27 protein-coding genes and 1 pseudogene are annotated in these 25,187 nt (G+C 34.6%); 22 read left to right on the forward strand and 6 right to left on the reverse strand.

The features are described 5' to 3' along the window. Positions 1 to 8: 8 nt before the first annotated feature. Positions 9 to 266, reverse strand: a pseudogene (locus ACFRAE_RS11215) (hypothetical protein); the annotation flags it as partial. A 353-nt stretch (positions 267 to 619) separates the two neighbouring features. On the opposite strand from ACFRAE_RS11215, the gene ACFRAE_RS11220 reads away from it, so the two are divergent. From ACFRAE_RS11220 to ACFRAE_RS11230, 3 genes are all read left to right on the forward strand, one after another. Next, positions 620 to 3,013, forward strand: coding sequence for an FtsX-like permease family protein (locus ACFRAE_RS11220; RefSeq protein WP_422797247.1), 2,394 nt, complete (start codon positions 620 to 622; stop codon positions 3,011 to 3,013). Between the two features lie 124 nt (positions 3,014 to 3,137). Beyond that, complete coding sequence (locus ACFRAE_RS11225) at positions 3,138 to 3,797, forward strand: ABC transporter ATP-binding protein (RefSeq protein WP_422797248.1); 660 nt, start codon at positions 3,138 to 3,140, stop codon at positions 3,795 to 3,797. Between the two features lie 47 nt (positions 3,798 to 3,844). Beyond that, on the forward strand, positions 3,845 to 4,699 hold the full coding sequence (locus ACFRAE_RS11230; protein ID WP_422797249.1) for a transglutaminase-like domain-containing protein: 855 nt from the start codon (positions 3,845 to 3,847) through the stop codon (positions 4,697 to 4,699). Positions 4,700 to 4,707: 8 nt separating this feature from the next. Here the strand turns inward: ACFRAE_RS11230 and ACFRAE_RS11235 are convergent, their stop codons facing one another. Further along, positions 4,708 to 5,772: a hypothetical protein gene (locus ACFRAE_RS11235; RefSeq protein WP_422797250.1), complete on the reverse strand. Its 1,065-nt coding sequence runs from the start codon at positions 5,770 to 5,772 to the stop codon at positions 4,708 to 4,710. A 125-nt stretch (positions 5,773 to 5,897) separates the two neighbouring features. Here ACFRAE_RS11235 and ACFRAE_RS11240 point away from each other — a divergent pair, with 125 nt between their 5' ends. The 19 genes from ACFRAE_RS11240 to ACFRAE_RS11330 all read left to right on the forward strand — a co-directional run bounded on the left by ACFRAE_RS11240 (position 5,898) and on the right by ACFRAE_RS11330 (position 21,853). Next, complete coding sequence (locus ACFRAE_RS11240; RefSeq protein ID WP_422797251.1) at positions 5,898 to 6,548, forward strand: epoxyqueuosine reductase QueH; 651 nt, start codon at positions 5,898 to 5,900, stop codon at positions 6,546 to 6,548. Between the two features lie 74 nt (positions 6,549 to 6,622). Then, complete coding sequence (locus tag ACFRAE_RS11245; protein WP_422797252.1) at positions 6,623 to 7,159, forward strand: YceD family protein; 537 nt, start codon at positions 6,623 to 6,625, stop codon at positions 7,157 to 7,159. 14 nt (positions 7,160 to 7,173) lie between these two features. Continuing rightward, positions 7,174 to 7,365 carry a 50S ribosomal protein L32 gene (gene rpmF / locus ACFRAE_RS11250; RefSeq protein WP_422797253.1) on the forward strand — a complete coding sequence of 64 codons (192 nt, stop codon included), beginning with the start codon at positions 7,174 to 7,176 and terminating at the stop codon, positions 7,363 to 7,365. A gap of 105 nt (positions 7,366 to 7,470) precedes the next feature. Continuing rightward, positions 7,471 to 8,409: a phosphate acyltransferase PlsX gene (plsX, locus tag ACFRAE_RS11255; protein WP_422797254.1), complete on the forward strand. Its 939-nt coding sequence runs from the start codon at positions 7,471 to 7,473 to the stop codon at positions 8,407 to 8,409. Positions 8,410 to 8,414: 5 nt separating this feature from the next. Beyond that, positions 8,415 to 9,404 carry a beta-ketoacyl-ACP synthase III gene (locus ACFRAE_RS11260; RefSeq protein WP_422797255.1) on the forward strand — a complete coding sequence of 330 codons (990 nt, stop codon included), beginning with the start codon at positions 8,415 to 8,417 and terminating at the stop codon, positions 9,402 to 9,404. Between the two features lie 63 nt (positions 9,405 to 9,467). Then, entirely contained in the window at positions 9,468 to 9,950 is a 483-nt protein-coding gene (gene accB / locus ACFRAE_RS11265) for an acetyl-CoA carboxylase biotin carboxyl carrier protein (protein WP_422797256.1), read from the forward strand. Between the two features lie 66 nt (positions 9,951 to 10,016). Next, positions 10,017 to 11,378 (forward strand): acetyl-CoA carboxylase biotin carboxylase subunit, encoded by a 1,362-nt coding sequence (gene accC / locus ACFRAE_RS11270; protein ID WP_422797257.1) that lies wholly within the window; start codon positions 10,017 to 10,019, stop codon positions 11,376 to 11,378. Between the two features lie 91 nt (positions 11,379 to 11,469). Beyond that, entirely contained in the window at positions 11,470 to 12,339 is an 870-nt protein-coding gene (tatC, locus tag ACFRAE_RS11275) for a twin-arginine translocase subunit TatC (protein ID WP_422797258.1), read from the forward strand. A 9-nt stretch (positions 12,340 to 12,348) separates the two neighbouring features. After that, on the forward strand, positions 12,349 to 12,786 hold the full coding sequence (rpiB, locus tag ACFRAE_RS11280; protein ID WP_422797259.1) for a ribose 5-phosphate isomerase B: 438 nt from the start codon (positions 12,349 to 12,351) through the stop codon (positions 12,784 to 12,786). A 16-nt stretch (positions 12,787 to 12,802) separates the two neighbouring features. Continuing rightward, complete coding sequence (locus ACFRAE_RS11285; protein WP_422797260.1) at positions 12,803 to 14,395, forward strand: M28 family peptidase; 1,593 nt, start codon at positions 12,803 to 12,805, stop codon at positions 14,393 to 14,395. A 247-nt stretch (positions 14,396 to 14,642) separates the two neighbouring features. Then, a complete protein-coding gene (locus ACFRAE_RS11290) occupies positions 14,643 to 15,455 on the forward strand; it encodes an ATP-binding cassette domain-containing protein (RefSeq protein ID WP_422797261.1) in 813 nt (270 codons plus the stop codon). A 1-nt stretch (position 15,456) separates the two neighbouring features. Then, the gene (locus ACFRAE_RS11295) at positions 15,457 to 16,260 is read left to right on the forward strand and encodes a hypothetical protein (protein WP_422797262.1); all 804 of its coding nucleotides are present in this window, start codon (positions 15,457 to 15,459) and stop codon (positions 16,258 to 16,260) included. 1 nt (position 16,261) lies between these two features. Then, positions 16,262 to 16,615: a GntR family transcriptional regulator gene (locus tag ACFRAE_RS11300; protein WP_422797263.1), complete on the forward strand. Its 354-nt coding sequence runs from the start codon at positions 16,262 to 16,264 to the stop codon at positions 16,613 to 16,615. Between the two features lies 1 nt (position 16,616). Then, on the forward strand, positions 16,617 to 17,384 hold the full coding sequence (locus ACFRAE_RS11305; protein WP_422797264.1) for a hypothetical protein: 768 nt from the start codon (positions 16,617 to 16,619) through the stop codon (positions 17,382 to 17,384). 14 nt (positions 17,385 to 17,398) lie between these two features. Further along, positions 17,399 to 18,856 carry a S41 family peptidase gene (locus tag ACFRAE_RS11310; protein ID WP_422797265.1) on the forward strand — a complete coding sequence of 486 codons (1,458 nt, stop codon included), beginning with the start codon at positions 17,399 to 17,401 and terminating at the stop codon, positions 18,854 to 18,856. Between the two features lie 182 nt (positions 18,857 to 19,038). Further along, complete coding sequence (locus tag ACFRAE_RS11315) at positions 19,039 to 19,578, forward strand: ExbD/TolR family protein (RefSeq protein WP_422797266.1); 540 nt, start codon at positions 19,039 to 19,041, stop codon at positions 19,576 to 19,578. A 21-nt stretch (positions 19,579 to 19,599) separates the two neighbouring features. Next, entirely contained in the window at positions 19,600 to 20,481 is an 882-nt protein-coding gene (locus tag ACFRAE_RS11320) for an energy transducer TonB (protein ID WP_422797267.1), read from the forward strand. Between the two features lie 166 nt (positions 20,482 to 20,647). Next, on the forward strand, positions 20,648 to 21,571 hold the full coding sequence (locus ACFRAE_RS11325) for a DnaJ C-terminal domain-containing protein (RefSeq protein ID WP_422797268.1): 924 nt from the start codon (positions 20,648 to 20,650) through the stop codon (positions 21,569 to 21,571). A gap of 3 nt (positions 21,572 to 21,574) precedes the next feature. Further along, entirely contained in the window at positions 21,575 to 21,853 is a 279-nt protein-coding gene (locus ACFRAE_RS11330; protein WP_422797269.1) for a chaperone modulator CbpM, read from the forward strand. Positions 21,854 to 21,859: 6 nt separating this feature from the next. Here the strand turns inward: ACFRAE_RS11330 and ACFRAE_RS11335 are convergent, their stop codons facing one another. The 4 genes from ACFRAE_RS11335 to arfB all read right to left on the reverse strand — a co-directional run bounded on the left by ACFRAE_RS11335 (position 21,860) and on the right by arfB (position 25,180). Beyond that, complete coding sequence (locus ACFRAE_RS11335; RefSeq protein WP_422797270.1) at positions 21,860 to 22,336, reverse strand: energy transducer TonB; 477 nt, start codon at positions 22,334 to 22,336, stop codon at positions 21,860 to 21,862. Between the two features lie 462 nt (positions 22,337 to 22,798). After that, entirely contained in the window at positions 22,799 to 24,202 is a 1,404-nt protein-coding gene (locus ACFRAE_RS11340) for an energy transducer TonB (RefSeq protein WP_422797271.1), read from the reverse strand. Positions 24,203 to 24,220: 18 nt separating this feature from the next. Further along, positions 24,221 to 24,592 carry a BlaI/MecI/CopY family transcriptional regulator gene (locus ACFRAE_RS11345; RefSeq protein WP_422797272.1) on the reverse strand — a complete coding sequence of 124 codons (372 nt, stop codon included), beginning with the start codon at positions 24,590 to 24,592 and terminating at the stop codon, positions 24,221 to 24,223. A 177-nt stretch (positions 24,593 to 24,769) separates the two neighbouring features. Then, complete coding sequence (gene arfB / locus ACFRAE_RS11350) at positions 24,770 to 25,180, reverse strand: alternative ribosome rescue aminoacyl-tRNA hydrolase ArfB (protein WP_422797273.1); 411 nt, start codon at positions 25,178 to 25,180, stop codon at positions 24,770 to 24,772. Between the last annotated feature and the right edge of the window lie 7 nt (positions 25,181 to 25,187).

The following is a 25,187-nucleotide window of genomic DNA, read 5'->3' on the forward strand; positions in this document are numbered from 1 at the left end:
AGTCTACCGGGCAATGAATAGTGGATATAAAAAGACTTGAGATTTGTAAATTTACCTGTATGAAAAAGAACCATCAAGCCAATAATCTCACTCTCACAAAGGCTAGTTTTTCTATTACGTTTTACTAATTTTTTATCTTCAATTAGTTTTTCTTCTAACATGAGTTGAATTTCCTTACAAAAATCATCCATGTTAACAAAAATATATGAAGGATTGATTGTTTTAAAGGGATTCGTGATTAGCTCTATAACTCTATCGTTCAATATAGAACTTGATTTACATTTATAACAATTTTATTATCAACTAATTGCTTAAAAAAATAAAGACGTTTTTTAAGTTTTTAACACGACTTTTTATTCTTTTTTCTTATCCCGAACTCGTTAAATTAAAACAGATAAACAATCTAAAGTAAAAAGAAATGAAGGATGAATCAGCTGTTCAGTTACGAACGTAAATTGTCCATAAACGGACAATAAAAAATAAAAACAATACCGTAACAAACTGATTTATGGCGTTTTAAAAAAATGGCAAAGGCTTTGTCCATTAGTAGGAGTTGGCCAACCAATCAGCGATTGGTTTCAACATATTTTCGACTTAATTACACATATTATAGTAATATATGCAGAATCCACTAAAACTTCTTTGGCGAAAAACGATCAAAGAAAAACTATTTACTGTACTAAATTTATTGGGATTAACCTTAGGTTTTAGTGGCTTTATATTGTCCTATCAATATATTATTCGAGAAAATAGTTATGATAGCTGGAATCCGAATTATAAAAACATCTATCGAATCGGGCTTAACTTAAAAGGGGAATTTTCAACCGAAACTCCGGCTAATCTAGCGCCCAGCCTTCAACACAGCATTCCTGAAATAACTTTAGCTGGAAGAACAATGGTTTATCCCTATGGTGGATATCCTTTATTTGGTGACAACACCATCTTTTTAAAGAATACCATCGTAGTTGACCCTGCTGCTGCACAAATTTTTCAAATTAAGACTAAAAAAGGAGCAATCATTTCATTAAGGAACAATCAAGATGCGTCTTTCCTTAATGAAGATTTAGCAAAAAGATTATTCCCCAACAAAGATTTAAACTCCAGTTTGCCTATTCAAGTTCCCATCTTAGCTAAACAAGCTGGTATGATGCAGCAAATAAACGATGTTTTAGCACCTAGGCCTTTATCGTATATATCAAGTCATTTTATAGTGCTTCGCCAATTATCGGAGGAGGACCCCTATAGTTTTCAAACATTTATACAGTTAAAAGAAGGAATTAATCTTGCCCTAGTTAAAGCTAAAATCGATAAAATATATTCACAAGAAATATCCCAACAATCCAACAATCAACATTCGGCTTTTAAGGAGGCACAAATCGTATTAGAACCTTTGTCACAGATTCATTTAAGACCTTTAGGTGGAACAAATACAAACTATATATTAGTTTGGGCATTGGGTCTTTTTTCAATTTTGATTCTTTCTTTGGCCGCAGTGAATTACACCAATATGATCTTGTCTCAGGCTCAAACAAGATTAAAAGAGCTGAGTATTCGAAAAATTCTGGGCAGTTCTCGGAAACAACTCATAGGTCAAATACTATTGGAAGTATTTTTAACTTGCTTTCTAGCTGCATTACTAAGCATTATCGCCTTATCCTTATCTGGAAATATATTAAAGAAATGGTTTAACGATGACCTACTTTATCGCTTATTTCATATAAACACCGTTATCCAGCTTTTAGGTGCTAGCCTATTTACGGCGCTGATAGCAGGGTTATACCCAGCTATTCAGTTAAGTGCAAGGAAGAATTTCGGTATCTCCACCATAAGGAATAAAAGCCGATTATTTCATAAAACATTTCAGCAAGGTCTTCTAGGCTTTCAACTCATTATTGCATTAATCTTTATTTCTGGGGTGCTTTTGATTCGAGAACAATTGGACTTTATGCAACATACAGAAAAGGGATTCGAACCAGCGCAAGTTATCACTTTTAAAGGAATAGGTTTTTATTTCGACCATAAAATAGATGGGACATATGCAGACTTTAAACAACGTCTAATAAATGATCCCGCGATTCGATCGGCCTCATCTGCAAGTAATGTCCCAGGATCTATAGAAATTCCACCTAAAAAACATTTCAAACATCTAAACAGTATACTGGAAATGGATCATACAGGAATAGATCCCAATTATTTTGAGACACTTGGCCTATCAACTATCAAAGGAGAAACGACAATTTCTACGACATTACTAAAGCAAGACTCTAGCAGACATTATGCTGTTATCAATGAAAGTGCTGCTAAGGCTCTTCAGATTAACCCAATAATTGGAGCAAAAATCAAAGGTTGTGGCGTGGATTTGGAAGTTATTGGGGTGGTACGAGATGCGTTAAGCTATGGTTTTGAAAATCAAGTCGCACCCAGTATATATACCTTTCAAGAAGAATGCATGGAGGGCCGAAATAAGATTTCATTAATGGTCAAAACGGAACCCGGAAAAATAAACAATGCTATCGCGGCAGTACAAAGAGAATGGGACAAAAACCCTTTTTCAGAATCATTACCCTTGGATTATGAATATATGGATCAACAGTATGAAATCAATTATATGAAACAACAAAATCTTTTGGGCGCATTGAATGGATTCACGGTACTCACGGTGCTGATTGCCGCATTAGGTTTATTCAGCATGTCCGCTAATCAAGCGAATGAGCGAAGCAAGGAAATGAGTATCCGTAAGGTACTTGGAGCCAGCTCCCAAGAAATATTCTTTCAATTAAACAAACCATTTATAAAAGTATATTTAATTGGTAGCATCCTGAGTTTTCCATTGGCATATGTCAGTTTCACTCGTTGGTTGGAAAATTTCACTTTACATATAGATAGTCATATTTTCTTTTTCCTGTTTCTATGGTCTAATTTTGCTATTTTAATAATTATGCTACTTAGTATCAGTATTCAATCCATCAAAGCCGCCAGAATAAACCCGGTTAAAACCCTTAGAAATGAATAAACGGAACAAGCACTTTGGCAATGAAAATACAAATAAACACCTGTTATCTTTGCCTATTCTATTGCCAAGGGTTGAATATCTAATGGCTAAAGTCTCATATTTTGTGTCTAATATCTCATAACAAATGATAAAACTTGAACATATCTTTAAATGGTATAATGTAGGAGGAGTAAAATCTTTTCTATTAAAAGACATCAATTTAACAATTGATGAGGGAGATTTTATCTCCATAATGGGACCATCCGGTTCTGGGAAATCGACCTTATTGAATGTCATCGGAATGCTCGATGATCCCAATGAAGGAACCTATTACTTTATGGGTGAGGACGTATTACGCATGAAGCAGAAAAAGAGAACTCAGCTCTTTCAGTCGCATATAGGTTATGTTTTCCAAGCGTATCACCTCATTGATGAGCTTACCGTTTACGAGAATATTGAAACACCACTGATATACAAAAATATATCCTCTTCGGAGCGTAAAAGTATTGTCAGTGATTTGCTAGACCGCTTTCAGATTGTAGGCAAGAAAGATTTGTTTCCTGCACAGTTATCAGGAGGTCAACAACAGGTCGTAGGAATTGCACGTGCACTTGCTGGATCCCCCCAATTATTATTGGCAGATGAACCTACAGGAAACTTGAATTCTAAGCAAGGAGAAGAAATTATGCAACTGTTTAAGCAACTCAACGAGGAGGGGGTTACGATAATTCAAGTAACGCATTCAGAAAAAAATGCGGCTTATGGCAAACGAATTCTAAATTTATTGGATGGACAGATTAAGTAATTACTAAGTCTGTTAGTTGTTTTGCCAATATTTTCGTAAATTTCGTTGTGAATGAGAAGGAAATTAAAGCACTAATCTATTTACTAGATGATCCGGATAAGGATATTTTTCAGGAAATCGAGCATAAATTAATCACTTGTGGACCTGAAGTAATACCCTTATTGGAGCAATCTTGGGAATCAGCATTTGATCCCCTCTCCCAGAGTAGAATAGAAAATATTGTCCACAAAATACAGTTTGATCAAGTTAAAAATGATCTTCAATTGTGGAAATTAAATAATTCGGAAGATTTATTGGAAGGGCTTCTGATTATCAATCGATTTCAATACCCCAATCTCAATGAGGAGCAAGTCTATTATCAACTGGCAGAATTACGGAGAACGGCTTGGTTTCATTTGATGTATGATATGAGCCCCGTAGAAAAGGTAAAACTATTGAACAACATCTTATTTCGGGAATTCGGCTTATCTGGAAATACCAGCAATTACCACGACCCTCAAAATTCATTCATTCAGCGTGTTTTAGAAACGAAAAAAGGGAATCCAATTAGTTTATCTTGCCTTTATGCCATCATCGCTCAGAAATTAGATATACCTATCTATGGTATCAACCTTCCGAAGCATTTTGTTTTAGCCTATGTGGAAGGTGAAAAGCATGATAAGGTTTTGTTTTACATCAATGTTTTCAACCGAGGTCAAATTATGCGTGAGGATGATATTTATGCCTTTTTAAGGCAACTGAATTTGCCGATTTCTGAAGCTTTCACACTTCCATGCTCCAATTTAGCGATTATTATCCGAGTACTCCGGAACCTCATTGCGGCCTACGAACATGTAGATAATGCAGAAAAAAAATTGGAAGTTGAATTGCTGTTAAGTTTAATTCAAGATCCCGCTGCTTAATTAATACCCTATTGCCTAGCGTCTAAGGAAATACTAATAGGTCTTCTGTTGTTAGCGCTCGGTAAAGATGATTCTGGTTTGATATTCCCATTATCTGTTTTCAAGAATCGATGTATGTATCGCGTTGCAGGATCCACTACATATAAATACTTGCTATTTAGTCTAAAATCTAAATCAACATCGACAGGTTGTTTCAATAAGGTATTTGCTCCTGAAATAATGCGGGATGGTGTTATGTTTCCGGAGACTTTGCTGATTTCAGAAAAGTTGTCAAAGATTAAAATTCGGCCTACTGTATCGTTGTTGATGATGGAATAATCTGTTAATGCCAGCATATTATTTACCGTATCAATAGACATTCCACGAATGTTGTTTGCTCCCTCTACGGTTAAGGACCGTGTTGAGCTTACATTATTGAATACACTATCTCTTTTGGGAATAATGTCCTCAAAAATGTCCAATCCACCATTCGTACCTGTACGACTTAAAACTAGATTACTTTGTACAATGGCCGCATCCCAAGCTGGAAGATTGTTGGCTAAAATATAACGTTGACTTGTTTTTGTATATGAGGAAATTCCTCGTGGACGATCGAAAATATTAATGAAAGATCCCTTACTATTCACTGAAACCGCGTAAAGTTTATCCATTCCAGGATGAAAAACTAAACCACGTACTCCTGTTAATCTCCCATTTGGAATTTTAGTATTGGATGAAGAAACTTGACCAGTTTCACCTACCCTTAAGGTTTGAATCAGCGTGTCTGTAACAGTTGAATTTATAGAGGCATGAAATACGGTTTGCGAGGATGGGTGAAAGTAAATGGTAGAACCTCCTTTTGCAGCAGATCTATAAAAGCTATTTAAAATCCCAAAATTGGAGGAATCCGCATTAGATATGACAGAGATATTATCGATTTGAGTTTGAGACTCATCCGGTTGAAAATTAGAATATGATACATACAACCTAGAGATTGATCTACTTTGTAATGGTTCATCATCATCACGTTCACAGGAGGAAAACACAGCAACTACGAGTACGACTAGCAGCGATAAATAAAACCTTTGTCTCATGCCTAAACTATTTTATTACAAATGTATAAAAATATCCATCTAACTCGCTCAAAAGGATTCTTAATAAGTGTTAATTTGAATAAATAAATCGTTTTCCGTAACATTGTAACAAAGTATTTAATTCGATGGAGAATAAAGAATTAGTTAGGGAGCAATTAGAATTACCTAATGAGGGTAAAAAACTTTTATTACATTCCTGCTGCGCACCATGCTCAGGGGAAGTGATGGAGGCCTTAATTTCTTCCAACATTGATTTCACGATTTATTTTTACAATCCGAATATTCACCCTCGTAAGGAATATGACTTACGTAAGGATGAAAACATTCGCTTTGCGGAGAAACACAATATTCCTTTTATAGATGCAGACTATGATGTAGATCATTGGTTTGAATTAGCAAAAGGCATGGAGAACGAACCAGAACGTGGAATTCGTTGTACGATGTGTTTTGATATGCGCTTTGAAAAAACAGCAGCATATGCTGCCGAGAATGGTTTTGATGTGATCAGTAGTTCCTTAGGAATATCTAGATGGAAAACGATGTCACAAATCAACGATTGTGGAATACGTGCAGCATCCAGGTATCCAAACATGGAATATTGGACTTTTAACTGGAGAAAAAAAGGAGGATCGGCTCGTATGCTGGAAATCAGTAAAAAAGAAAGGTTCTATATGCAAGAATATTGCGGCTGTGCCTACTCTTTACGAGACACCAATAAATGGCGAATGGCGAACGATCGTCCAAAAATAGAATTAGGTAAAAATTATTACGAATAGCCTGTAGGATTTTTTAAAATAAATTTCATTTATACTTAATTAATCATTACTTTTGCAGGCTCAAATGCAAGATTGTGAAGTATCTAAAAAAATATAGAATACCCTTTTCAGGTCTTACGACAGGAAAACACAGTTTTGACTTTGATGTTGATGATCAGTTCTTTGCATGTTACGAACATTCCTTAGTGAAACAAGGTAAGCTATTAGCAACCGTTTACCTACAGAAACAAGAGAATATGCTGATAACAAATTTTGATATCCAAGGCGAAATATTACTGACTTGTGACACCTGTTTATCAGACTTTCATTCTCCTGTCGAAATTAAGGAAAGAGCCTTAGTCAAATTCACAGATGAAGATTGGACGAATGAAACCGATGAGGTTATCGTGCTATCCAAAAAAGATTATGAATTGGACATTGCTCCTTTGTTGTATGAGTACATCAATTTAGCCGTACCTGCCTTTGCAAAATGCAGTTTACAAGGAGGTCTCGAATGTGACCCAGAAATGCTATCGATGATACAACAAGAACAGGAAGATGATTCATCAACAGAGGAAAAAGAACAAATTGATCCTCGTTGGGACGCATTGAAAAAAATTAAAAATAACTAAAAAAAGAATACGAGATGGCACATCCAAAACGTAAGACTTCTAAATCAAGAAGAGACAAAAGAAGAACGCATTATAAAGCAGAATTACCTACGTTAACAGTATGTAAAGAAACTGGCGCAGTTCATACGCCACACCGTGCTTACACAGTTGATGGTAACTTATACTATAACGGCAAGTTAATCATTGAGAATACAGCTTCTGTTTAAAAAAATCTTTCTGAATAAACATCCCAAAAAAGTGTGATATTTTAAAATATTCGCTTTAACTTGGGATGTTTTTTGCGTATTATTGACTAATATAAATAATAACGAATGAAGATTGGATTAGACGTGTTGGGGGGAGATTACGCTCCTGATTCAAACATAAAAGGAGCTATTGAAGCTCAGAAATTATTGGATGAATCACAGCGGATCGTATTATTCGGTGATGAAGAGGCTTGCAAACAAGCTGTTCAATCTGCCGGATCTGATCCTTCCATTTTTGATTATGTTCATGCTCCAGAAGCAATAAGCATGCATGAACATCCGACCAAAGCAATAACTCAAAAGCCAAATTCCTCGATAGCGAAGGGCTTTGACTTTTTGAAAAATGGGGAGATAGACTCCTTTTCTTCCGCTGGTAATACCGGCGCAATGTTAGTTGGTGCCATGTTTAGTGTAAAAACTATTCCTGGGGTATTGCGTCCTGCAATAGCAACCAATGTCCCTAAACTAAAGGGAGGCTATGGCATACTGTTAGATGTAGGCGCAAATGCGGACTGCAAACCAGAGATGCTGAATCAATTTGCCATCCTAGGTAGTATTTATGCTGAGCATGTATACGGGATACAATCGCCAAAAACAGGCTTACTGAATATTGGTGAAGAAGAAGAAAAAGGAAACAACCTAACCATAACCACTTACCCCCTCTTAAAAGAGAACAACAAAATCAATTTTATTGGAAATATAGAAGGTCGTGATTTATTCAGTGACCTTGCAGATGTTGCCGTTTGTGATGGGTATACGGGCAATGTGGTTTTAAAATTGGCAGAATCATTCTATGTAGTGACCTTAAAAAAGGGATTTAAAGATTCATTTTTTGATAGGTTCAACTTTGAACGATATGGCGGTAGCCCTATTTTAGGGGTAAATGCGCCGGTCATAATTGGTCATGGAATATCGACTCCTGAGGCTATAAAAAATATGGTTTTATTGTCAAGAGATATGATTTCTTCGAATTTCATTGAAAAAATCAAATCAGCCTTTAATTAATTAATATGTCAAAAATTCATGCAGCTATTACTGCAGTAAATGGTTATGTCCCAGACTATATTTTAACCAACAAAGAGTTGGAAACCATGGTCGACACCAACGATGAATGGATTGTAACGCGTACGGGAATCAGTGAACGAAGAATTCTAAAAGATCCTAGCAAAGCAACCTCCGATTTGGCTGTACCAGCGGTTCAGGGACTTCTAGAAAAAAGAGGAATATCTGCCGAAGAGATTGAATTAATTATCTTTTGTACCAGTACACCTGATATGCTATTCCCTGCCACAGCCAATATTTTAGCCGATAAAATCGGTGCTAAAAATGCTTGGGGCTATGATTTGCAAGCGGCATGTTCGGGTTTTCTTTTTGGACTAACTACCGGAGCTCAATTTATTGAATCAGGAAAACATAAAAAGGTGTTGGTTGTTGGAGGAGATAAAATGTCATCCGTAGTCAACTATAAGGATCGCAATACCTGCATCTTATTTGGAGACGGTTGTGGTGCAGTTTTATTAGAGCCCAATGATGAAGGTAATGGTGTAATAGACACGATATTAAAAACCGATGGTTCTGGCGGTCAATTTTTAAACATTAAAGGTGGTGGTTCTTTGAATCCCGCTTCACATGCCACAGTCGACGCAGGCTTACATTATGCTTATCAAGAAGGTCGTACGGTATTTAAATTTGCCGTAACCAACATGGCGAATGTTGCTGCCGAAGTGATGGAACGTAATCATTTAAGTTCAGAAGACGTCGATTGGTTAGTTCCGCATCAAGCAAATAAACGAATAATCGATGCCACCGCAGAGCGTGCAGGCTTGCCTGAACATAAAGTGATGGTAAATATTCAAAAATATGGTAATACAACCAGTGGAACCATTCCATTATGTTTATGGGAATGGGAAAGTAAGTTGAAAAAAGGAGACACGTTGATATTGGCTGCTTTTGGTGGAGGCTTTACTTGGGGCTCAATATATTTAAAATGGGCTTACTAATCCCACAGATTTTATTACCTTTATAGTTAACATTTTTCAAAAATTAAACAAACCTACTAGCATATGAGTATGGACATCAAACAAATTCAAGATCTGATTAAATTCGTTTCAAAATCAGGTGTGAATGAAGTATCTATCGAAGAAAAAGATTTTAAAATAACAATAAAAACAAATCAGGAGCCAACTTATGTTACCGCAAGTTTACCTACAGCAGCAGCTGTAGCAGCACCTGTGGCAGCAGCACCAGTAGCAGCAATCCCAGCGAGTAGTCCAGCAGCAGCGGCAGTAGCCGATGAGTCAGCAAACTACATCACGATAAAATCTCCGATTATTGGTACATTCTACCGTTCACCGGGACCTGATAAAGGTGTTTTTGTTAATGTGGGTGATGAAATTGCTCCAGGTAAAGTTTTATGTATTGTGGAAGCAATGAAACTGTTTAACGAAATCGAATCTGAAGTTTCAGGCAGAATTGTGAAAATTTTAGTCAATGATGCACAACCAATAGAATACGATCAACCTTTATTTATAGTAGATCCTAGTTAGTTTAAAACAGCATTGTTCTAAACAACAGACCTATTACGTTAAATAAAGAGTTAATCTAAAAATACTATGTTCAAAAAAATATTAATTGCCAATAGAGGAGAAATAGCGCTTCGCATCATCCGTACTTGTAAAGAGATGGGTATTCAAAGTGTTGCAGTATACTCTACAGCAGATCGTGATAGCTTACATGTTCGTTTTGCGGATGAAGCGGTTTGCATTGGCCCTCCAGCGAGTAAAGATTCCTATTTAAGCATACCAAATATTATTGCAGCAGCAGAGTTAACCAATGCCGATGCCATACATCCTGGCTATGGTTTCTTATCTGAAAATGCTAAATTTTCTGCTATCTGTGCAGAATACGGTATTAAATTTATCGGTGCTACCGCCGATCAAATTGAAAAGATGGGTGACAAAGCTTCGGCAAAAGAAACCATGAAGCAAGCTGGAGTACCTACCATTCCAGGATCAGATGGATTAGTACCTGATGTAAAAACAGGATTAGTTACTGCTAATGAAATTGGTTATCCGGTAATTCTTAAAGCTACTGCTGGTGGTGGTGGCCGAGGAATGCGTATCGTTTGGAAAGATGAAGAGTTTGAGCCAGCTTGGGATTCAGCTCGTCAAGAAGCGGGTGCCGCTTTTGGAAACGATGGTATATACTTGGAAAAATTTGTTGAGGATCCTCGCCATATTGAAATTCAAGTTATTGGAGATCAGTACGGAACCGTTTGTCACTTATCGGAACGCGATTGTTCAATCCAACGCCGTCATCAAAAATTGGTGGAAGAAGCGCCATCTCCATTTATTACGCCTGAATTGCGTGCAAAAATGGGAGAAGCGGCTATCAAAGGTGCAACAGCTGTAAAATATGAAGGTGCAGGAACCATTGAATTCTTGGTCGATAAACATCGTAACTTCTACTTTATGGAAATGAATACTCGTATTCAAGTAGAGCATCCCGTAACCGAGGAAGTCATCAATTTTGACTTGATCAAAGAACAAATTAAAGTTGCTGCAGGTATTCCTATTTCTGGAAAAAGTTATGAGCCTACCATGCACGCGATAGAATGTCGTATCAATGCAGAAGATCCATTTAATAACTTCCGTCCATCACCGGGTAAAATCACAAATTTTCATTCACCAGGTGGTCATGGAGTCCGTGTAGATACGCATGTATATTCAGGATATTCTATTCCTCCAAATTACGATTCCATGATTGCTAAATTAATTTGCGTAGCACAAACACGCGAAGAAGCAATCAATACCATGGAAAGAGCATTAAGTGAATTTGTGATTGAAGGGGTTAAAACAACCATACCACTTCACTTACGTTTAATGCGTGATCCTAATTTTAGAGCTGGTAATTTTACAACCAAATTCATGGAAACATTCGATCTAAACGAATATCCAGATGAAGAAAGTTTATAAAATTTACTTTACATAACTAAAACATGCCATTCTTCTGTCGAAGAATGGTATTTTTGTTTTCTCACGATTTAAATTATTCGAAGAAAGATCCATGTCCAAGAATTTGAAACTAATAGAAGCCATAAAAAATAAAGGCAAAAACATTGAAGCAGAAATGTCTTTCTTTGACCATCTGGAAATTTTAAGATGGCATATTATACGCGCAGTCATCGTAATTATTTGTCTCGCGATATTTTTCTTTACCTATATCGATTTCATTTTTGAGCATATCATTATGGGTCCTAAAAATCTAGATTTTTGGACTTATCAAATGATGTGTAAGGTTGGCAATGCGTTAAACTTAGAAGGTTTTTGTGTAGAAAAAATACCTTTTCACTTAATCAATACCGATTTGGGAGGGCAGTTTATGCTTCAGATCAATTCTTGTTTATTGCTGTCGTTTGCTGCAGGATTTCCATACTTGTTATTTGAAGTCTGGTTATTTATCAAACCAGCATTAACGGTTGTAGAACGCCGTTCGGCTCAAGGATTTGTCTTGTATGCTACCATTCTATTCGTTATTGGTGCACTGTTTGGTTATTATATCGTGGTACCATTATCGGTGAATTTTTTGGCGAATGTATCGGTTTCCGATTTAATCGATAACCAAATTCGAATTGATAATTATTTATCGACGATTGCGACCCTTACATTAGGTTGTGGTATCGTGTTTTTACTACCAATCCTGGTATTTATATTATCTAAAATCGGTATTATGACACCAGAATTCATGCGTGCAAGTCGTCGTTATGCCGTAGTTATTATTTTAATAATTGCAGCAATCATTACGCCTACAGCAGATATCCTTACATTGCTTACTGTAAGTGCTCCTATGTTTATTTTATATGAGGTAAGTATTATGGTTTCATCCAATGTAAAGAAGAGAAAAGTACAAGCAGAGAAAGAATTTTACAATCAATAATATCATATCATGTCAAAAAAAATTGCTATCGGAAGTGATCATGCAGGCTTTGAATATAAAGCAGCGCTAATCCAATTTTTACAAGAGCTGGGTTATGAAGTTCAGGATTTTGGTCCATCCAATGCAGATTCAGTGGATTATCCAGATTTTGCTCATCCAGTCGCAAGTAGTGTAGAGCATAAAGAAAATGAATTAGGAATTTTAATTTGTGGCAGTGCAAATGGCGTGGCCATCACAGCGAATAAACATCAAGGTATTCGCGCAGCAATCTGTTGGTTAGAGGAAATTTCTGCATTAGCTAGACAACATAATGATGCAAACATAGTTTGTATTCCTGCACGTTTTATTGATTTGGATTTAGCAAAACGTATTGCTAAGACATTTGTAAGTACAGATTTCGAAGGTGGCAGACATGCCAACCGCGTCAACAAAATTGCTTGTTTATAACCTTTCAAGTTTGATTATGAAAAAACTACTTGTTCTCAGTTTTTTGATACCGACTTTATTTAGTTGTTCGGTATCTCAACAAAGCATACAAAAAAAATATGCCTCTTTATTAACCGAAGAATCGGCTAAAAAACACCTTAATATTCTGACTTCAAAAGAATTTGCTGGTCGTGGAACTGGTCAAGAGGGTGGCAAAAAGACGGCTGAATATATTGCTCAAATTTACAAAGAATTAGGTCTAAAACCGGCTGTAAATGGCTCGTATTATCAACCGGTATCTTTGGAAAGAACGTCTTATGTAGTTGATCAATTTAGTGTAGGCGATCAATCGTTTATCAATGGTAAGGATTTCTATGTTCAAGCCAACAATCCAAGCAAAACCTTTCAAGCAAATGAAATCGTTTTTGTAGGCTATGGTATTCAATCCGAAAAATTTAATGAATTATCAGGTTTGTCAATTGCAGGCAAGGTGGTTATGTTCATCAATGAAGCTGAACCAAAAGATAAAAATGGAAATTCGCTAATAACAGGCACGAATAAGGTATCGGACTGGACAAGTTCTAAAAACAAGAGGGTTCAAGAACTCTTGAAACATAATCCGCAAATGGTTTTGGCAGTAAGTGCTGAAACTTCTCAAATGATTTCTAATTATGGATCACGATTGACTCAAGGACGATTCGGATTAAAATCAAATACTAGTAATGTTGCTAACACAGGATCTGGTTTGCCTATATTAAACATTACGGAGGAGATGGCTAATCAGCTATTAACAGCGAATGGAAGCTCATTAACCCAGTTGAAGCAAGCTATAAGCCATTCAAAAAAACCGAACCCCTTAACGCTTAAAAGCAAGCTAGCAGCTAAAATGGGCGTTAAAAAAGAAGAATTCGCTGATCCAAATGTATTAGGACTTATCGAAGGAACTGATTTAAAGGATGAAATTGTGATCATTTCTGGACATTATGACCATGATGGTATATTGCCTGATGGAACATTCTTTCCAGGAGCAGATGACAATGGTTCAGGTACTGTCGGAGTCTTGGAGTTAGCCAATGCTTTTTCAGCAGCTAAAAAGGCTGGAAAAGGCCCTCGTAGATCTATTTTATTTTTAGCTTTTGCAGCGGAAGAAAAAGGTTTGTTGGGTTCCGACTTTTACTCCCAAAATCCAGTGTTTCCATTGAAAAATACGGTGACTTGTTTGAATTTAGACATGATTGGTCGTATCGATGATAAACACCTTAATGGGAATCATAATTATATTCATGTGATTGGATCAGATATGCTTAGTACTGAATTGAAGCAAATCAATGAGAAAGCTAATCAAGAATATACCCAAATGGAATTGGACTATATGTATGATGATCCAAAAGATCCTATGCGTATTTATTACCGCTCTGACCAATACAACTTTGCCAAACATGGTATTCCCGTGATATTCTACTTTTCTGGTCTACACCCAGATTACCATACGGTAAATGATGTGATAGATAGAATAGATTTCCCTATGATGGCTAAGCGTGAAAAATTAGTTTTCCATACCGCTTGGGAAGTAGCAAATCGCGATAAGCGTCTGGTAGTTGATAAAACTCCATCTACTCAAAAACGCTAAGAAATTACTATATAAGTTATACGAAGGCTGGATCATATCAATGAATCCAGCCTTTTTTTATGGATATAATGCTCCATGTGTTCATATAAAATGTAAATCCTTCCAGGTTTATAGTTGTAGAAAAAATAATTAATAAGTCCTATACACGTTGAGGAAATTGAAAATTATTTTAAAAATAATTTGGAAAATTAAAATAGCTTAATATATTTGTAGTGTATTAAGATACTAATACACTAAAACCAATTATATGCTTGAAATAAACTCAATTAGTTATTACTATCACAAAAAGAAAGTGATTTTGGATAAGCTAACTTCAACTTTACAACCTGGAAATATATACGGATTGCTGGGTTTGAATGGAGAAGGAAAAACTACTTTTTTAAAACTATTGGTAGGAATGTTATTCCCTAAGGAAGGAGAAATATTAATCAATTCCTCCAACAGTAAGGATCGATCTGCAAAATTCCTTAGCCAGGTATATTTCTTATCCGATCACAGTAAATTACCAGCCATTAAGATTGAAGAATTCGGAAAGATTTATGGTGTATTTTACAAGGGATATAACCATGTGCAATATTTAAATAATTTGGAAGTTTTCCAAATTCAACTAGACCAACATCTTAAAAATTTGTCTTTAGGGCAGCATCGAAAAGTACATATAGCTTTTGCTTTAGCGACCAATACGCCTATTCTAATAATGGACGAGCCTACTAATGGATTGGATATACCTTCTAAGTCCATATTTAGAAAATTGTTGGCCAGTTACATGAATGATGATAAAATCATGCTCATTGCTACCCATCAGATTAAGGATGTTGATAAATTATTAGATCACCTTTTAATCATGAAAAATGGAAAATTTGTTATTGATGAATCCATTCCTACCCTATCCAGAAAATATAAAATAAGTAATCAAATTAAAGAAGGCATTCCAATCATTCATGTGGAAGAGGATTATTTTCAAAAAAACTATTTGATAGAAAATAATAATGAGGAAGAAACGAAATTGGATATAGAATTTCTGTTTAATGCCTTCTCTCAAAATTCTAAAATAAATTAAGATGAAAGAGATATTATTATACCTCCGAGCTATCTTGGGAACTCATAAATATTTATGGGTTTCTGTCCCTGTGCTGGCCGTGCTTGTATGGTTTGTAGGATTTTATTTGTTCGAAATGACTGCATTTCGCAACCTCATTAAATTAAATGATACGACACTGCAAAATGAACGAGATAAATTACTTTATAGTTTAGCTTCAAGAAATAAATTTGAATTAAGCATCATATTTACCTCATTTCTACCGCTCGTCCATCTATATTTTATTAAAAATTTTTTTTATAAAGATTACCATTTTGCTATTCCCATCTCGATTGGTAAAAAATTCGTAGCATTTATAAGTTTCGGTATTATTATCTACATCATCAATTTTATTGTTATCTCCTTGTTAAATTATGGCTTGGCTAAATATTTACAGCTCAACTATTATGATGAATTAATGCAAGCTTATGAAAAAGCTGGATACATTTACTATAGAATTAGAGAAGATAGCATATTTTATAATGGGAAAGTTAATTTAGAAAATTTAAAAAATAGTTATCTCTACTTAATTATCATTCCTGCATATTATTTGATGATTTTATTTTTTAAAAATTATAGTTTATTAATTTTTATTGCCGCATTAAGTATTGCAATTCCAAGTTTGATAATTTCCATTCAAAAAATAGAAAATTTAATAGGCTACGGGTTCAGTTATAATTTTTATAACGAAACATTAACCTATTATTATACTTTTTTCCATTATCTAATCACGGCTTGCATATTTAATTATGCATTTTATATGCTTTTAAAAGATAAGGAGATTTAATATGCAATTCACAGATCAGAAGGCAATATACCTGCAAATAATAGACCTCGTTATGGAAAAGATCTTATCGAAAGAATGGTCAATTGGAGAAAAGATTCCTTCTGTACGAGATTTAGGGGCAAACATCGAAGTAAATCCCAATACCGTAATGCGGGCTTATGATAAACTGCAGCAAGACGAACTTATCTTTAACAAACGTGGTCTAGGTTTCTATGTTTCAGAAGATGCTGTAGAAAGGATTCAGCATTTACTAAAGAAAAATTTTTTAGAACATGAAGCACCCAAATTCTTTCAAAACGCCAAATTACTAAACATAAACTTGAACGAAATTATGGAACTTTATTATAAACACTAACATGAAAAAATCACTCATTCTATATCTATTAGGAACATTCATATTTATTATTGGATTTTTCTTTCAAATTAAGTTATTAGGTAAAGTATTTATTAACGACGAATATAAAAGGGAACCAAGAAATTGGTATTCATCCATTATGAAAAATTTAGATCAACCTGATTCCTTAAAAATAGCATCTCTTGATCAAATTAACACTATAGTTATTAAGGGTTCCACCAATTTCAATATAATCAGAATTTTATTTAATAAAGAAAACAACTTCAGAATTAATAAAAACGGCCGCAACTATGCTTATAAAAGAGAAATAATTAATGACACATTGTTTATTCCTATAAATAACGACGCTGTACATGAATTTATAATTCACCTCAAAAATGATCATGAACCTAACATCATTCTAGATAATTGTTGGGCTAATATTCAAATGGAAAGCGTGAATTCCAACTCAGTTAATAATCCTAAAATACATTTAAAAAATAAATCCTACGCGATCATCAGTAAATCAAATAATGATGACGATTTAAAAATCAACACGTTAAACTTAATCGCTGATTCAAAATCGACATTTAGTTTATCAGATATAACCGCAAATAAACTAAATGCAAAATTAGACAATGGCATGATTGATTATTATAAGGAATGTGATATCGATAGTATTCAAGCCGAATTAATTGGCTTAAGTCATATCAGGGGTTTGAAAAACGAGGGGAAATTTAAAGATATAAAACTCAGCGGAGATCTATCTTATTATAATTCCCATCCATAATAAATTCAAGCGCTATGATAATTATTGTTCGCATTATTTTGAAAGCTTTATTGCTGGCACTTATTGGCATTTTTAATTATCAAATAAGCTATGGTCAGCTATTGAATCTCCATTTTGAAGAAATCGATGAACAAGGCCAACTGAGGTCTTGGACGTTAAACAATCAGCAACAGGATGGATCTAAATTAACTTTAGATAGCTTAGATAAAGCATCTGGCAAGTATTCGCTTAAACTGTCCAAATCTGGAAGTTCAAAAAATATATTCGCTGTTCAGTTTACCGCATTTACAGTAGAAAAAGTTAAAAAAATGAAACTTAGGGTAAAAGTAAAATCTGCTTTGCCTCAGATACAAGCTAATCTCTATATGTCATTCATGGATGAAGCGAAAAAGCCAATAGGGAACGTGATGAAGCCAGTCCTGTTGGATACAATGATGAAAAACGAATGGCAAGATATCAGTATGTTCTTTGTAGTAAGTCCTGACATGAAATTTATGAACTTATTCTTAAATCTATCGGGCAATGGAGAAATAAATTTCGATGATCTTCAATTGATTGAAGTCACTGAAGCAGCATCAACTCAAATTGCATCGATCGCTCAAGAGGCTATCGAAAAAATAAAGAAAAATGCTATCGTATCTGATTCTGTAGATTGGAAGGATTTAGAGCAGAAATTACCCTTAAATTTATTAGGACTTCACAGCGAAGAACATAAGGTTGAAGCAGTCCAGTTTATACTAAGTTATTTAAGAAAAGCGGGTGATTTACATAGTCATTATTATACTAAAGAACGATTTGATAACTATCGACACAAACCTGTCCAACTGCAAAATGCAAACAATACATTGAACTTTGCAACTGGTAAAATGTTACCTAGCCAAATAGCCTATGTCAAAGTCCCTAGGTTTGGTTCTTTACATGCTGAAAGTGAACAGGCATACGCCGATACCTTAAACAAGATTGTACTAGACTTGATGAAATCAGGACCTAAAGGTTGGATAGTAGATTTATCAGAAAACTCTGGTGGTAATATGTATCCCATGATTGCTGGATTATATGCTTTAATTGGTGATGGCAAGGTGTTGAGCTTTGAAAATAAACAGGGTTCAAACAGTTTATATATGAACAAAGGACAATTTGGAAGAGTAAAGTTATCCAAAATAACAGAACAGATCGCTAGCCAGAAAATAGCCTGTTTGATGAGCCAAATGACTGCCAGCAGCGGAGAAATGACTTTAATTAGTTTACTTGGAAAGCCGAATACAAAATCTTTCGGCTATCCAACAGCAGGATTAACTTCTGCCAATTCGTTTGTCGAACTTTCCGATGGCTCTGCCCTATCTTTAGCAGGATCATACGTTCGTGACCGAACAGATAAAATATATCGAGGGAGCATTCAACCTGATGTATTAATTAACGCAAAAACCTTTGAAGAAGTTCTTGCGCAATTAGAAAATTGGATATTACCCTAAATTAAATTTCTCCATATCAATTTATAAAAGCTAGCATTTCGCTAGCTTTTCTTATTTATACTCCAACTGCATTGCATTGATTTTAAAACGATTAAAATTTATTTTAAAATTATTAAGAAATATTTTATGCATTTCCTCGAGTTTTCACATCATGATTATAAATAAACTAACAATTAAACCAGATGGCAGAACTAACTCAAAATTCCGGATCAGGAAATGGTGCTAAGCACCAAAGACCTCGAAAGGCTACGCCAAAAGTGGATTTGACCGCCATGGTCGATTTAGCCTTCTTATTAATTACTTTCTTTATGCTGACTACCTCATTAAGTAAACCTCAAGTAATGGATATTGCGATGCCAGATAAAGATAGAACCCAAGAAGACTCTAAAATTAAAATTGCTGACCAAAGAACGGTAAGCCTTGTTTTAGGATCGGACGACAACATTTTATGGTATCATGGCCAAGTAACCAAGCCTATTATGGAACCAGAAATAACAGATTATTCGAAAGATGGTATTCGTAAAATATTACTACAAATGAAAGATAAGATTGCCCAGGATATGATCGTCATCATTCGTCCAAGTAATGACTCTAACCATGAAAATTTAATCAATATACTGGATGAAATGAATGTTCTGGCCATTAAAAAATATATGATAGCCAAAATACAAGAAGGTGATATAGACCTATTGAAAAAATTCCATGCATTAGCAACAGATTAATTACCCTTAAATTTTACTGATATGATAATTTCAAAATTAGATTTATTCAAAAAGGAATGGCTGGACGTAGTGTTTGAAAATAGAAATAAAGAATACGGAGCCTATGAATTAAGAAAATTTGCACCTAGAGCCACGAATATCGCATTAACAGCTGTGTCTAGCGTAGTCTTACTATTTGTGGGAATAAAGGCTTTTAATATAGAGATTTTCCAGAAATCAAATCAAGTAACTGAGCAAATTACAACACCTGTAACTTTAGAAGATCTTGAAGTTCCTCCTGCGCTTGAAGAAGAAGAACCTTTACCTCTAGAGGAACAATTGCCTCAGCAGATAGCGATAGATCCTCCTGCTATGGAACTAATTCGCTTACCAGAACCTATTATTGTTTCTGCAAATAAAGTAACTGAAGAGCCTGCAACACAAGAAGATTTTAAAAAGAATGATGCTACTCCTGCTCGTTTAACATTGAGTGCTGTACCCGGGGGAACTGCTGTGCCTGTTGGTGAATTTGGAAGTAAAAAAGTAGATGGTAAAATTACAGGAGGAACCCATGGAGATGTGGATGGTAATTCTAATGAGATTCTTGATTTCATTTCTGTTCAGGTGCAACCCGAATATCCAGGAGGAATTGAAGCGTTTAGAAAATTTGTGCAAAGCAACTTGGTCTATCCGCAATCAGCCATTGAGGCGGGCGTAAAGGGAGTCGTTCAAGTATCCTTTGTGATTGATAAAAATGGAGCTATTACAGAATTAAATATTGATAAAGATTTATCTCACGGTATTGGACAAGCGGCCGTAACAGCAATAAAAAAGGCTAAGAAATGGGAACCTGCAATTCAGAATGGACGTAAAGTACCTGTGAAATACTCCTTACCCATACGTTTGGATTTGTCGCAAATGTAATCTAATCAACTTATTAAAGAAAAGGCGGGGAATTGATTTAAATTAATTCCCCGCCTTTTCTTTAGTCTTTCCTTTTAAAAATAAATAATTTGATAGTAAATTTGATTAACAAGTTGATAAACAAAAGATTCATCCACTTGTTTTGACTTTAAACCCCATTGAATTCATGGCATTTTTAGATTATTATAAAGTTTTAGGGATAGATAAATCAGCTAGTCCAGAAGATATCAAAAAAGCGTTTCGCAAATTAGCGAGAAAATATCATCCAGACATCAATCCAAATGATGAGGAGGCTAAAAAGAAATTTCAGGAGATCAATGAAGCGAATGAAGTTTTGACAGATACTGAAAAGCGAAAGAAATATGATCAATATGGTGAACATTGGAAACATGGTGATGCCTACGAACAAAATCAACAACAAGGTAGACAATCCCGATCGAGCAATGCTTCCAATCCCTTTGAAGGATTTGACTTTAATTATACAGGCAATTACGATACTGGGGAATATTCAGATTTCTTTGAGCAAATGTTTGGTTCTCGATTCTCAGGTTCAAAGCGTTCTAGTCGTGGAGCGGGATATAGAGGTCAAGATTATGAAACGACAGTGGAATTAACGCTTCATCAAGCTTCCCAAACACATCCACAAACCTTTACAGTGAATGGTAAAAACATACGGATTACCATCCCTGCGGGCGTAGAAGATGGACAGAAAATACGTTTGAAAGGACAAGGAGCTGAAGGATCATCAGGAGGTCCCAAAGGTGATTTATACATCCAGTTTTCCATTAAACCAGATCCTCATTTTCATAGGGTAGGTAATGATTTATACACGAAATTAACGATAGATCTTCCTACAGCCATGTTAGGTGGTGACGCCATCGTATCTAGCTTAACTGGAAAGATAAATATCAAAATAAAACCGGATACCGCACATGGAACGAAGGTGAGAATTAAAGGAAAAGGATTTCCTATTTACAAAAAGGAAGGAGAATTTGGGGATCTCTATGCCGAAATACAAATCAAATTACCAAACAACTTGACTGAAAAGCAGAAAAAATTAATTCAAGAATTGGCAGAAACATTGAAATAAACTATGGAAACGATCTTATATAACGTAATTGATATTTGTGAATCAAATAGAATTGATCAATCTTTTATTGATGAGCTTCAACAGAATGGGTTGATTGAAATAGTAATAGCAGAAGATCAAACGTATTTATTGGAAGAGCAAGTGCTTCTAGTAGAAAAGTTTGCTATTTGGTATTATGACTTGGAATTAAATGTACAAGGTATTGAAGTCGTTCAACACCTTGTACAAAAAATCAGTCAATTACAAGAAGAAGTTCGTCTTCTTAAGAGTAATATCCTTTAATATAACTTAATTCGAAGTCACACGGATTCGATGTGAAAACATCATATCAACAGCTCTACCACCGATGGTACCTGGTTCCCATTGAATTTCCTCTGCTGCTGCACGTAGTGCATTCAGATAAGCTTCTTCTGTACCATGACCTACATGTTTTTCAACTTTGATATGCGTTAATTCCCCAGTTCTACTAATTACAAAAGTGGCATACAATTCACCTTCTGCTCTTGCTTTGGTAGCAGCCTTTGGAAATTTAAATTTTTTCTCCACTAATTTTCTAAAATTGCTATGTCCACCTACGGGTACAGCTTTCAACACTACAGCTTCATTATCATCATGAATTATGGAATCTTTTTTTACAGCTTCTCCAGCAGACTTAGATACAATTGCTACTGTAGATGCATTCGTGCTTGTTTGAGCTTGAACACGAAGCATAAAAGTTGAAACTATAAACATAAATGCAAATGCGGCGATAAGTTGTTTTTTCATTTTTTAAAGAATTAAATTCATACTCTATTAGTAGTACTTTAAATTTGTAGCGTGCTAATTATTCGGATTTTTTCATTCAAATGCTAAATGTATTTCCTCATTTATAAGAGTTTAATTGAAATACACTTTCAACCATTTGTAGATAATTAATCACAAGTACTGTAGGCAAATATCTACAAATATTTTAATTACACAATAGTTTGCGCTACTTTTTTTGATAAATCCTGACACTAATAATACAAATCAGCCAAAAAAACCCTAAAATATTCAATATCAATGTTGTAACACGTAAATTTTCTGTAGTAATCCCTTGAATTGTAACAAAATATATTTGTTAAAACATGGATTTACACGAAGGTTATCGAATAAGAAAGTTTCCAATATGAATAACTATTAGGCATAAAAAAAACTTCCATGACTTATTATCATGGAAGTTTTCAAACGGCTAAAACAAGAAACGAATTACATCTGTGTTAAATCCAATCGAATTGGTAAAGTGAATTTAACGATTACTTTCTTACCATCCTGAATAGCAGGTTTCCATTTTTTAGATTTCTTCATACTAGCAATTGCCGATTCTTCAATACCATAACCTAATTCTCTTATGACTTTAAAATTACCAATATTGCCATCTACATCAATTTCAAATTGAATTTCAGAAATTCCTTTTACCCCTGCTTCTAACGCAGCTGAAGTATAAATTAAATTATTTTGAACATCCCTTCTAAATTGATCGAAACCTCCAGGATATTCTGGAATTATCTCTGTTGCCCCATAAGCATACGTTTTCCTTTTAGATGTGTCTTTAGGAAATGGCTTATCCTTATCAACTACGATTGGTCTAGGTAGTGCATCTTTCTCTGTGAAATCAATTTGTTTTTTCTGCTGAAAAACTTTTGGTTCAGGCTGTCTAATAAGTTCTTCCTTTTTCGCTGAAGGAGCCACGACCTGTTTAACTGGCTCATCCATTGTTTCTACTGAGGGCTCATCTAATACGTTCTCTTTGATGATAGGTTGATCTTTTATGGAAGAGGTATCATTCGCTTTACTAATGGAGCCCTTACAATTAACAATTAATGTTAGCATCGCTAAACTGATGGGTATTATTAGCAAGTAGTATAATTGCTTCACTGATTTTGTTTTATGTTGGAATATCATTTTTATTCTTTCTTTTAATAATGATTGATTGGAAAACTCATGACTAAGTTGATATCGATCTACTTTCAGTGCATAGGCTACTAGCATTTCTGCATAAGTAACTTTATCTGCGTCGAATCGATTATCTACTAAAAACTCATGTTGAAGTTTCAACTCTTTCTTAAAGAAGTAAAATAGCGGGTTAAACCAATTAAAAATTTGAAATAGTTCTACCAATAACAAATCAATACTATGTCCTTGCGACCTATGAATCTCTTCATGTTTCCGAATGACCGAATTATCCTTTAAATCATCTCCTACACATATCCATTTTAAAAAGGAATAACTCTGAGTTGGATTTTGCTGATTTATGGGACGAAGAATTCGATATAATTTGAATATAAATAATCCTAAACATACAGCAACGCCAATCCAATATATTTGTGGTAAATAGGTCATGATATCAAATGGAATTGCACCATTCAATCCCTGATCTTCCATTACGGCCACTTTGTTTGATATAACTATTTCCGGAAGTCTCCAAATCGTCGATTCAAATACGTCAAGATCGATATTAATCCACAGCACTGTAGGAAGTAAGAATGAAAGTATCATACTACCTATTAAGAATATTCTATTCCATTGAAAGAATGTAAATTTTCTAAACACAAACCAAAATATCAAAAAGAATAAGACCAAAAGGCCATTCGCAATTAATAAATAATTCATATGATTAACGTTTTAGTTTTATGACTTATGCTGTTGGATGATCTTAAAAATTTCATCCAAATCTTTAATAGCTAACTTCTTTTCTTCTAAGAAAAAGGAAAGCATACTGCTGGCAGAATCTTCAAAATAGCCATGAAGTAATTTTCCTGTTATAAATTTCTTATAATCTTCTTTTTGAACAATTGGAAAATAGCGATGGCTTTTCCCAAATGATTCATGATCTACAAAACCCTTGGTTTCTAGAATCCTGACAATAGTAGATACCGTGTTATAAGCAGGCTTCGGATCTGGTAACCGATCTATGATATCTTTTACAAAACCATTTTCGATTTCCCACAGACTATGCATGATCTGTTCCTCTGCCTTGGTTAATTCTTTTAATTCATCCATGACTCTGTTATTTTAAATAAGACAATATTGCCTATAATCGATTATAAGATAAATATATAACTAAGTTTTTAGTTTTACAACTATAAACTTAGTTATTAACAACAAATATAGCGCAACTAATTGATTTACATTATTTTAAAATAAAAAATATACTCAATTAAATTAAAAAATGTAATACTAATGTTCAGGTTTCCATTTTCTATCTGCTTTTTTGCTAGCCAATTTCTTTTTGCGATCTAGCCTTTTTAACACCTTAGATTTTGGGATTTTTGTGGGAATTCTTGGTTTATCAGCGATAAGTGAATCAGCAATAAGGGCCATAAAGCGCTTTAATACGATTTCTTTATTTTTAAGCTGGCTTCGATCTTCATCAGAAACCATCAATAAACTTCCATCTTTCGTAAGTCGGTTAGATAGTCGTTTAAATAACAATTCTTTTTCCCTGTCATTGAATATAGTAGTATTCGGGATATTCCAAATGAGATGTACTTTTGAAGATACTTTGTTCACGTGTTGTCCTCCTTTACCACCAGAACGAGCAGTTTTGAACGTTACTTCAGTTAAAATGGATTCGAATTGATTATTCATTGTAATA

It is taken from the genome of Sphingobacterium sp. HJSM2_6 (assembly GCF_049316305.1).
In the GTDB taxonomy this organism is placed as follows: Bacteria; Bacteroidota; Bacteroidia; order Sphingobacteriales; family Sphingobacteriaceae; genus Sphingobacterium.

What these genes read in the sequence shown, in the direction of transcription:
- ACFRAE_RS11220 (WP_422797247.1), top strand. Translation starts at nt 620, where the DNA reads ATGCAGAATCCACTAAAACTTCTTTGGCGAAAAACGATCAAAGAAAAA.
- ACFRAE_RS11225 (WP_422797248.1), top strand. Translation starts at nt 3,138, where the DNA reads ATGATAAAACTTGAACATATCTTTAAATGGTATAATGTAGGAGGAGTA.
- ACFRAE_RS11235 (WP_422797250.1), bottom strand. Translation starts at nt 5,772, where the DNA reads ATGAGACAAAGGTTTTATTTATCGCTGCTAGTCGTACTCGTAGTTGCT.
- ACFRAE_RS11240 (WP_422797251.1), top strand. Translation starts at nt 5,898, where the DNA reads ATGGAGAATAAAGAATTAGTTAGGGAGCAATTAGAATTACCTAATGAG.
- rpmF (WP_422797253.1), top strand. Translation starts at nt 7,174, where the DNA reads ATGGCACATCCAAAACGTAAGACTTCTAAATCAAGAAGAGACAAAAGA.
- plsX (WP_422797254.1), top strand. Translation starts at nt 7,471, where the DNA reads ATGAAGATTGGATTAGACGTGTTGGGGGGAGATTACGCTCCTGATTCA.
- ACFRAE_RS11260 (WP_422797255.1), top strand. Translation starts at nt 8,415, where the DNA reads ATGTCAAAAATTCATGCAGCTATTACTGCAGTAAATGGTTATGTCCCA.
- accB (WP_422797256.1), top strand. Translation starts at nt 9,468, where the DNA reads ATGAGTATGGACATCAAACAAATTCAAGATCTGATTAAATTCGTTTCA.
- accC (WP_422797257.1), top strand. Translation starts at nt 10,017, where the DNA reads ATGTTCAAAAAAATATTAATTGCCAATAGAGGAGAAATAGCGCTTCGC.
- tatC (WP_422797258.1), top strand. Translation starts at nt 11,470, where the DNA reads ATGTCCAAGAATTTGAAACTAATAGAAGCCATAAAAAATAAAGGCAAA.
- rpiB (WP_422797259.1), top strand. Translation starts at nt 12,349, where the DNA reads ATGTCAAAAAAAATTGCTATCGGAAGTGATCATGCAGGCTTTGAATAT.
- ACFRAE_RS11285 (WP_422797260.1), top strand. Translation starts at nt 12,803, where the DNA reads ATGAAAAAACTACTTGTTCTCAGTTTTTTGATACCGACTTTATTTAGT.
- ACFRAE_RS11290 (WP_422797261.1), top strand. Translation starts at nt 14,643, where the DNA reads ATGCTTGAAATAAACTCAATTAGTTATTACTATCACAAAAAGAAAGTG.
- ACFRAE_RS11295 (WP_422797262.1), top strand. Translation starts at nt 15,457, where the DNA reads ATGAAAGAGATATTATTATACCTCCGAGCTATCTTGGGAACTCATAAA.
- ACFRAE_RS11300 (WP_422797263.1), top strand. Translation starts at nt 16,262, where the DNA reads ATGCAATTCACAGATCAGAAGGCAATATACCTGCAAATAATAGACCTC.
- ACFRAE_RS11305 (WP_422797264.1), top strand. Translation starts at nt 16,617, where the DNA reads ATGAAAAAATCACTCATTCTATATCTATTAGGAACATTCATATTTATT.
- ACFRAE_RS11310 (WP_422797265.1), top strand. Translation starts at nt 17,399, where the DNA reads ATGATAATTATTGTTCGCATTATTTTGAAAGCTTTATTGCTGGCACTT.
- ACFRAE_RS11315 (WP_422797266.1), top strand. Translation starts at nt 19,039, where the DNA reads ATGGCAGAACTAACTCAAAATTCCGGATCAGGAAATGGTGCTAAGCAC.
- ACFRAE_RS11320 (WP_422797267.1), top strand. Translation starts at nt 19,600, where the DNA reads ATGATAATTTCAAAATTAGATTTATTCAAAAAGGAATGGCTGGACGTA.
- ACFRAE_RS11325 (WP_422797268.1), top strand. Translation starts at nt 20,648, where the DNA reads ATGGCATTTTTAGATTATTATAAAGTTTTAGGGATAGATAAATCAGCT.
- ACFRAE_RS11330 (WP_422797269.1), top strand. Translation starts at nt 21,575, where the DNA reads ATGGAAACGATCTTATATAACGTAATTGATATTTGTGAATCAAATAGA.
- ACFRAE_RS11335 (WP_422797270.1), bottom strand. Translation starts at nt 22,336, where the DNA reads ATGAAAAAACAACTTATCGCCGCATTTGCATTTATGTTTATAGTTTCA.
- ACFRAE_RS11340 (WP_422797271.1), bottom strand. Translation starts at nt 24,202, where the DNA reads ATGAATTATTTATTAATTGCGAATGGCCTTTTGGTCTTATTCTTTTTG.
- ACFRAE_RS11345 (WP_422797272.1), bottom strand. Translation starts at nt 24,592, where the DNA reads ATGGATGAATTAAAAGAATTAACCAAGGCAGAGGAACAGATCATGCAT.
- arfB (WP_422797273.1), bottom strand. Translation starts at nt 25,180, where the DNA reads ATGAATAATCAATTCGAATCCATTTTAACTGAAGTAACGTTCAAAACT.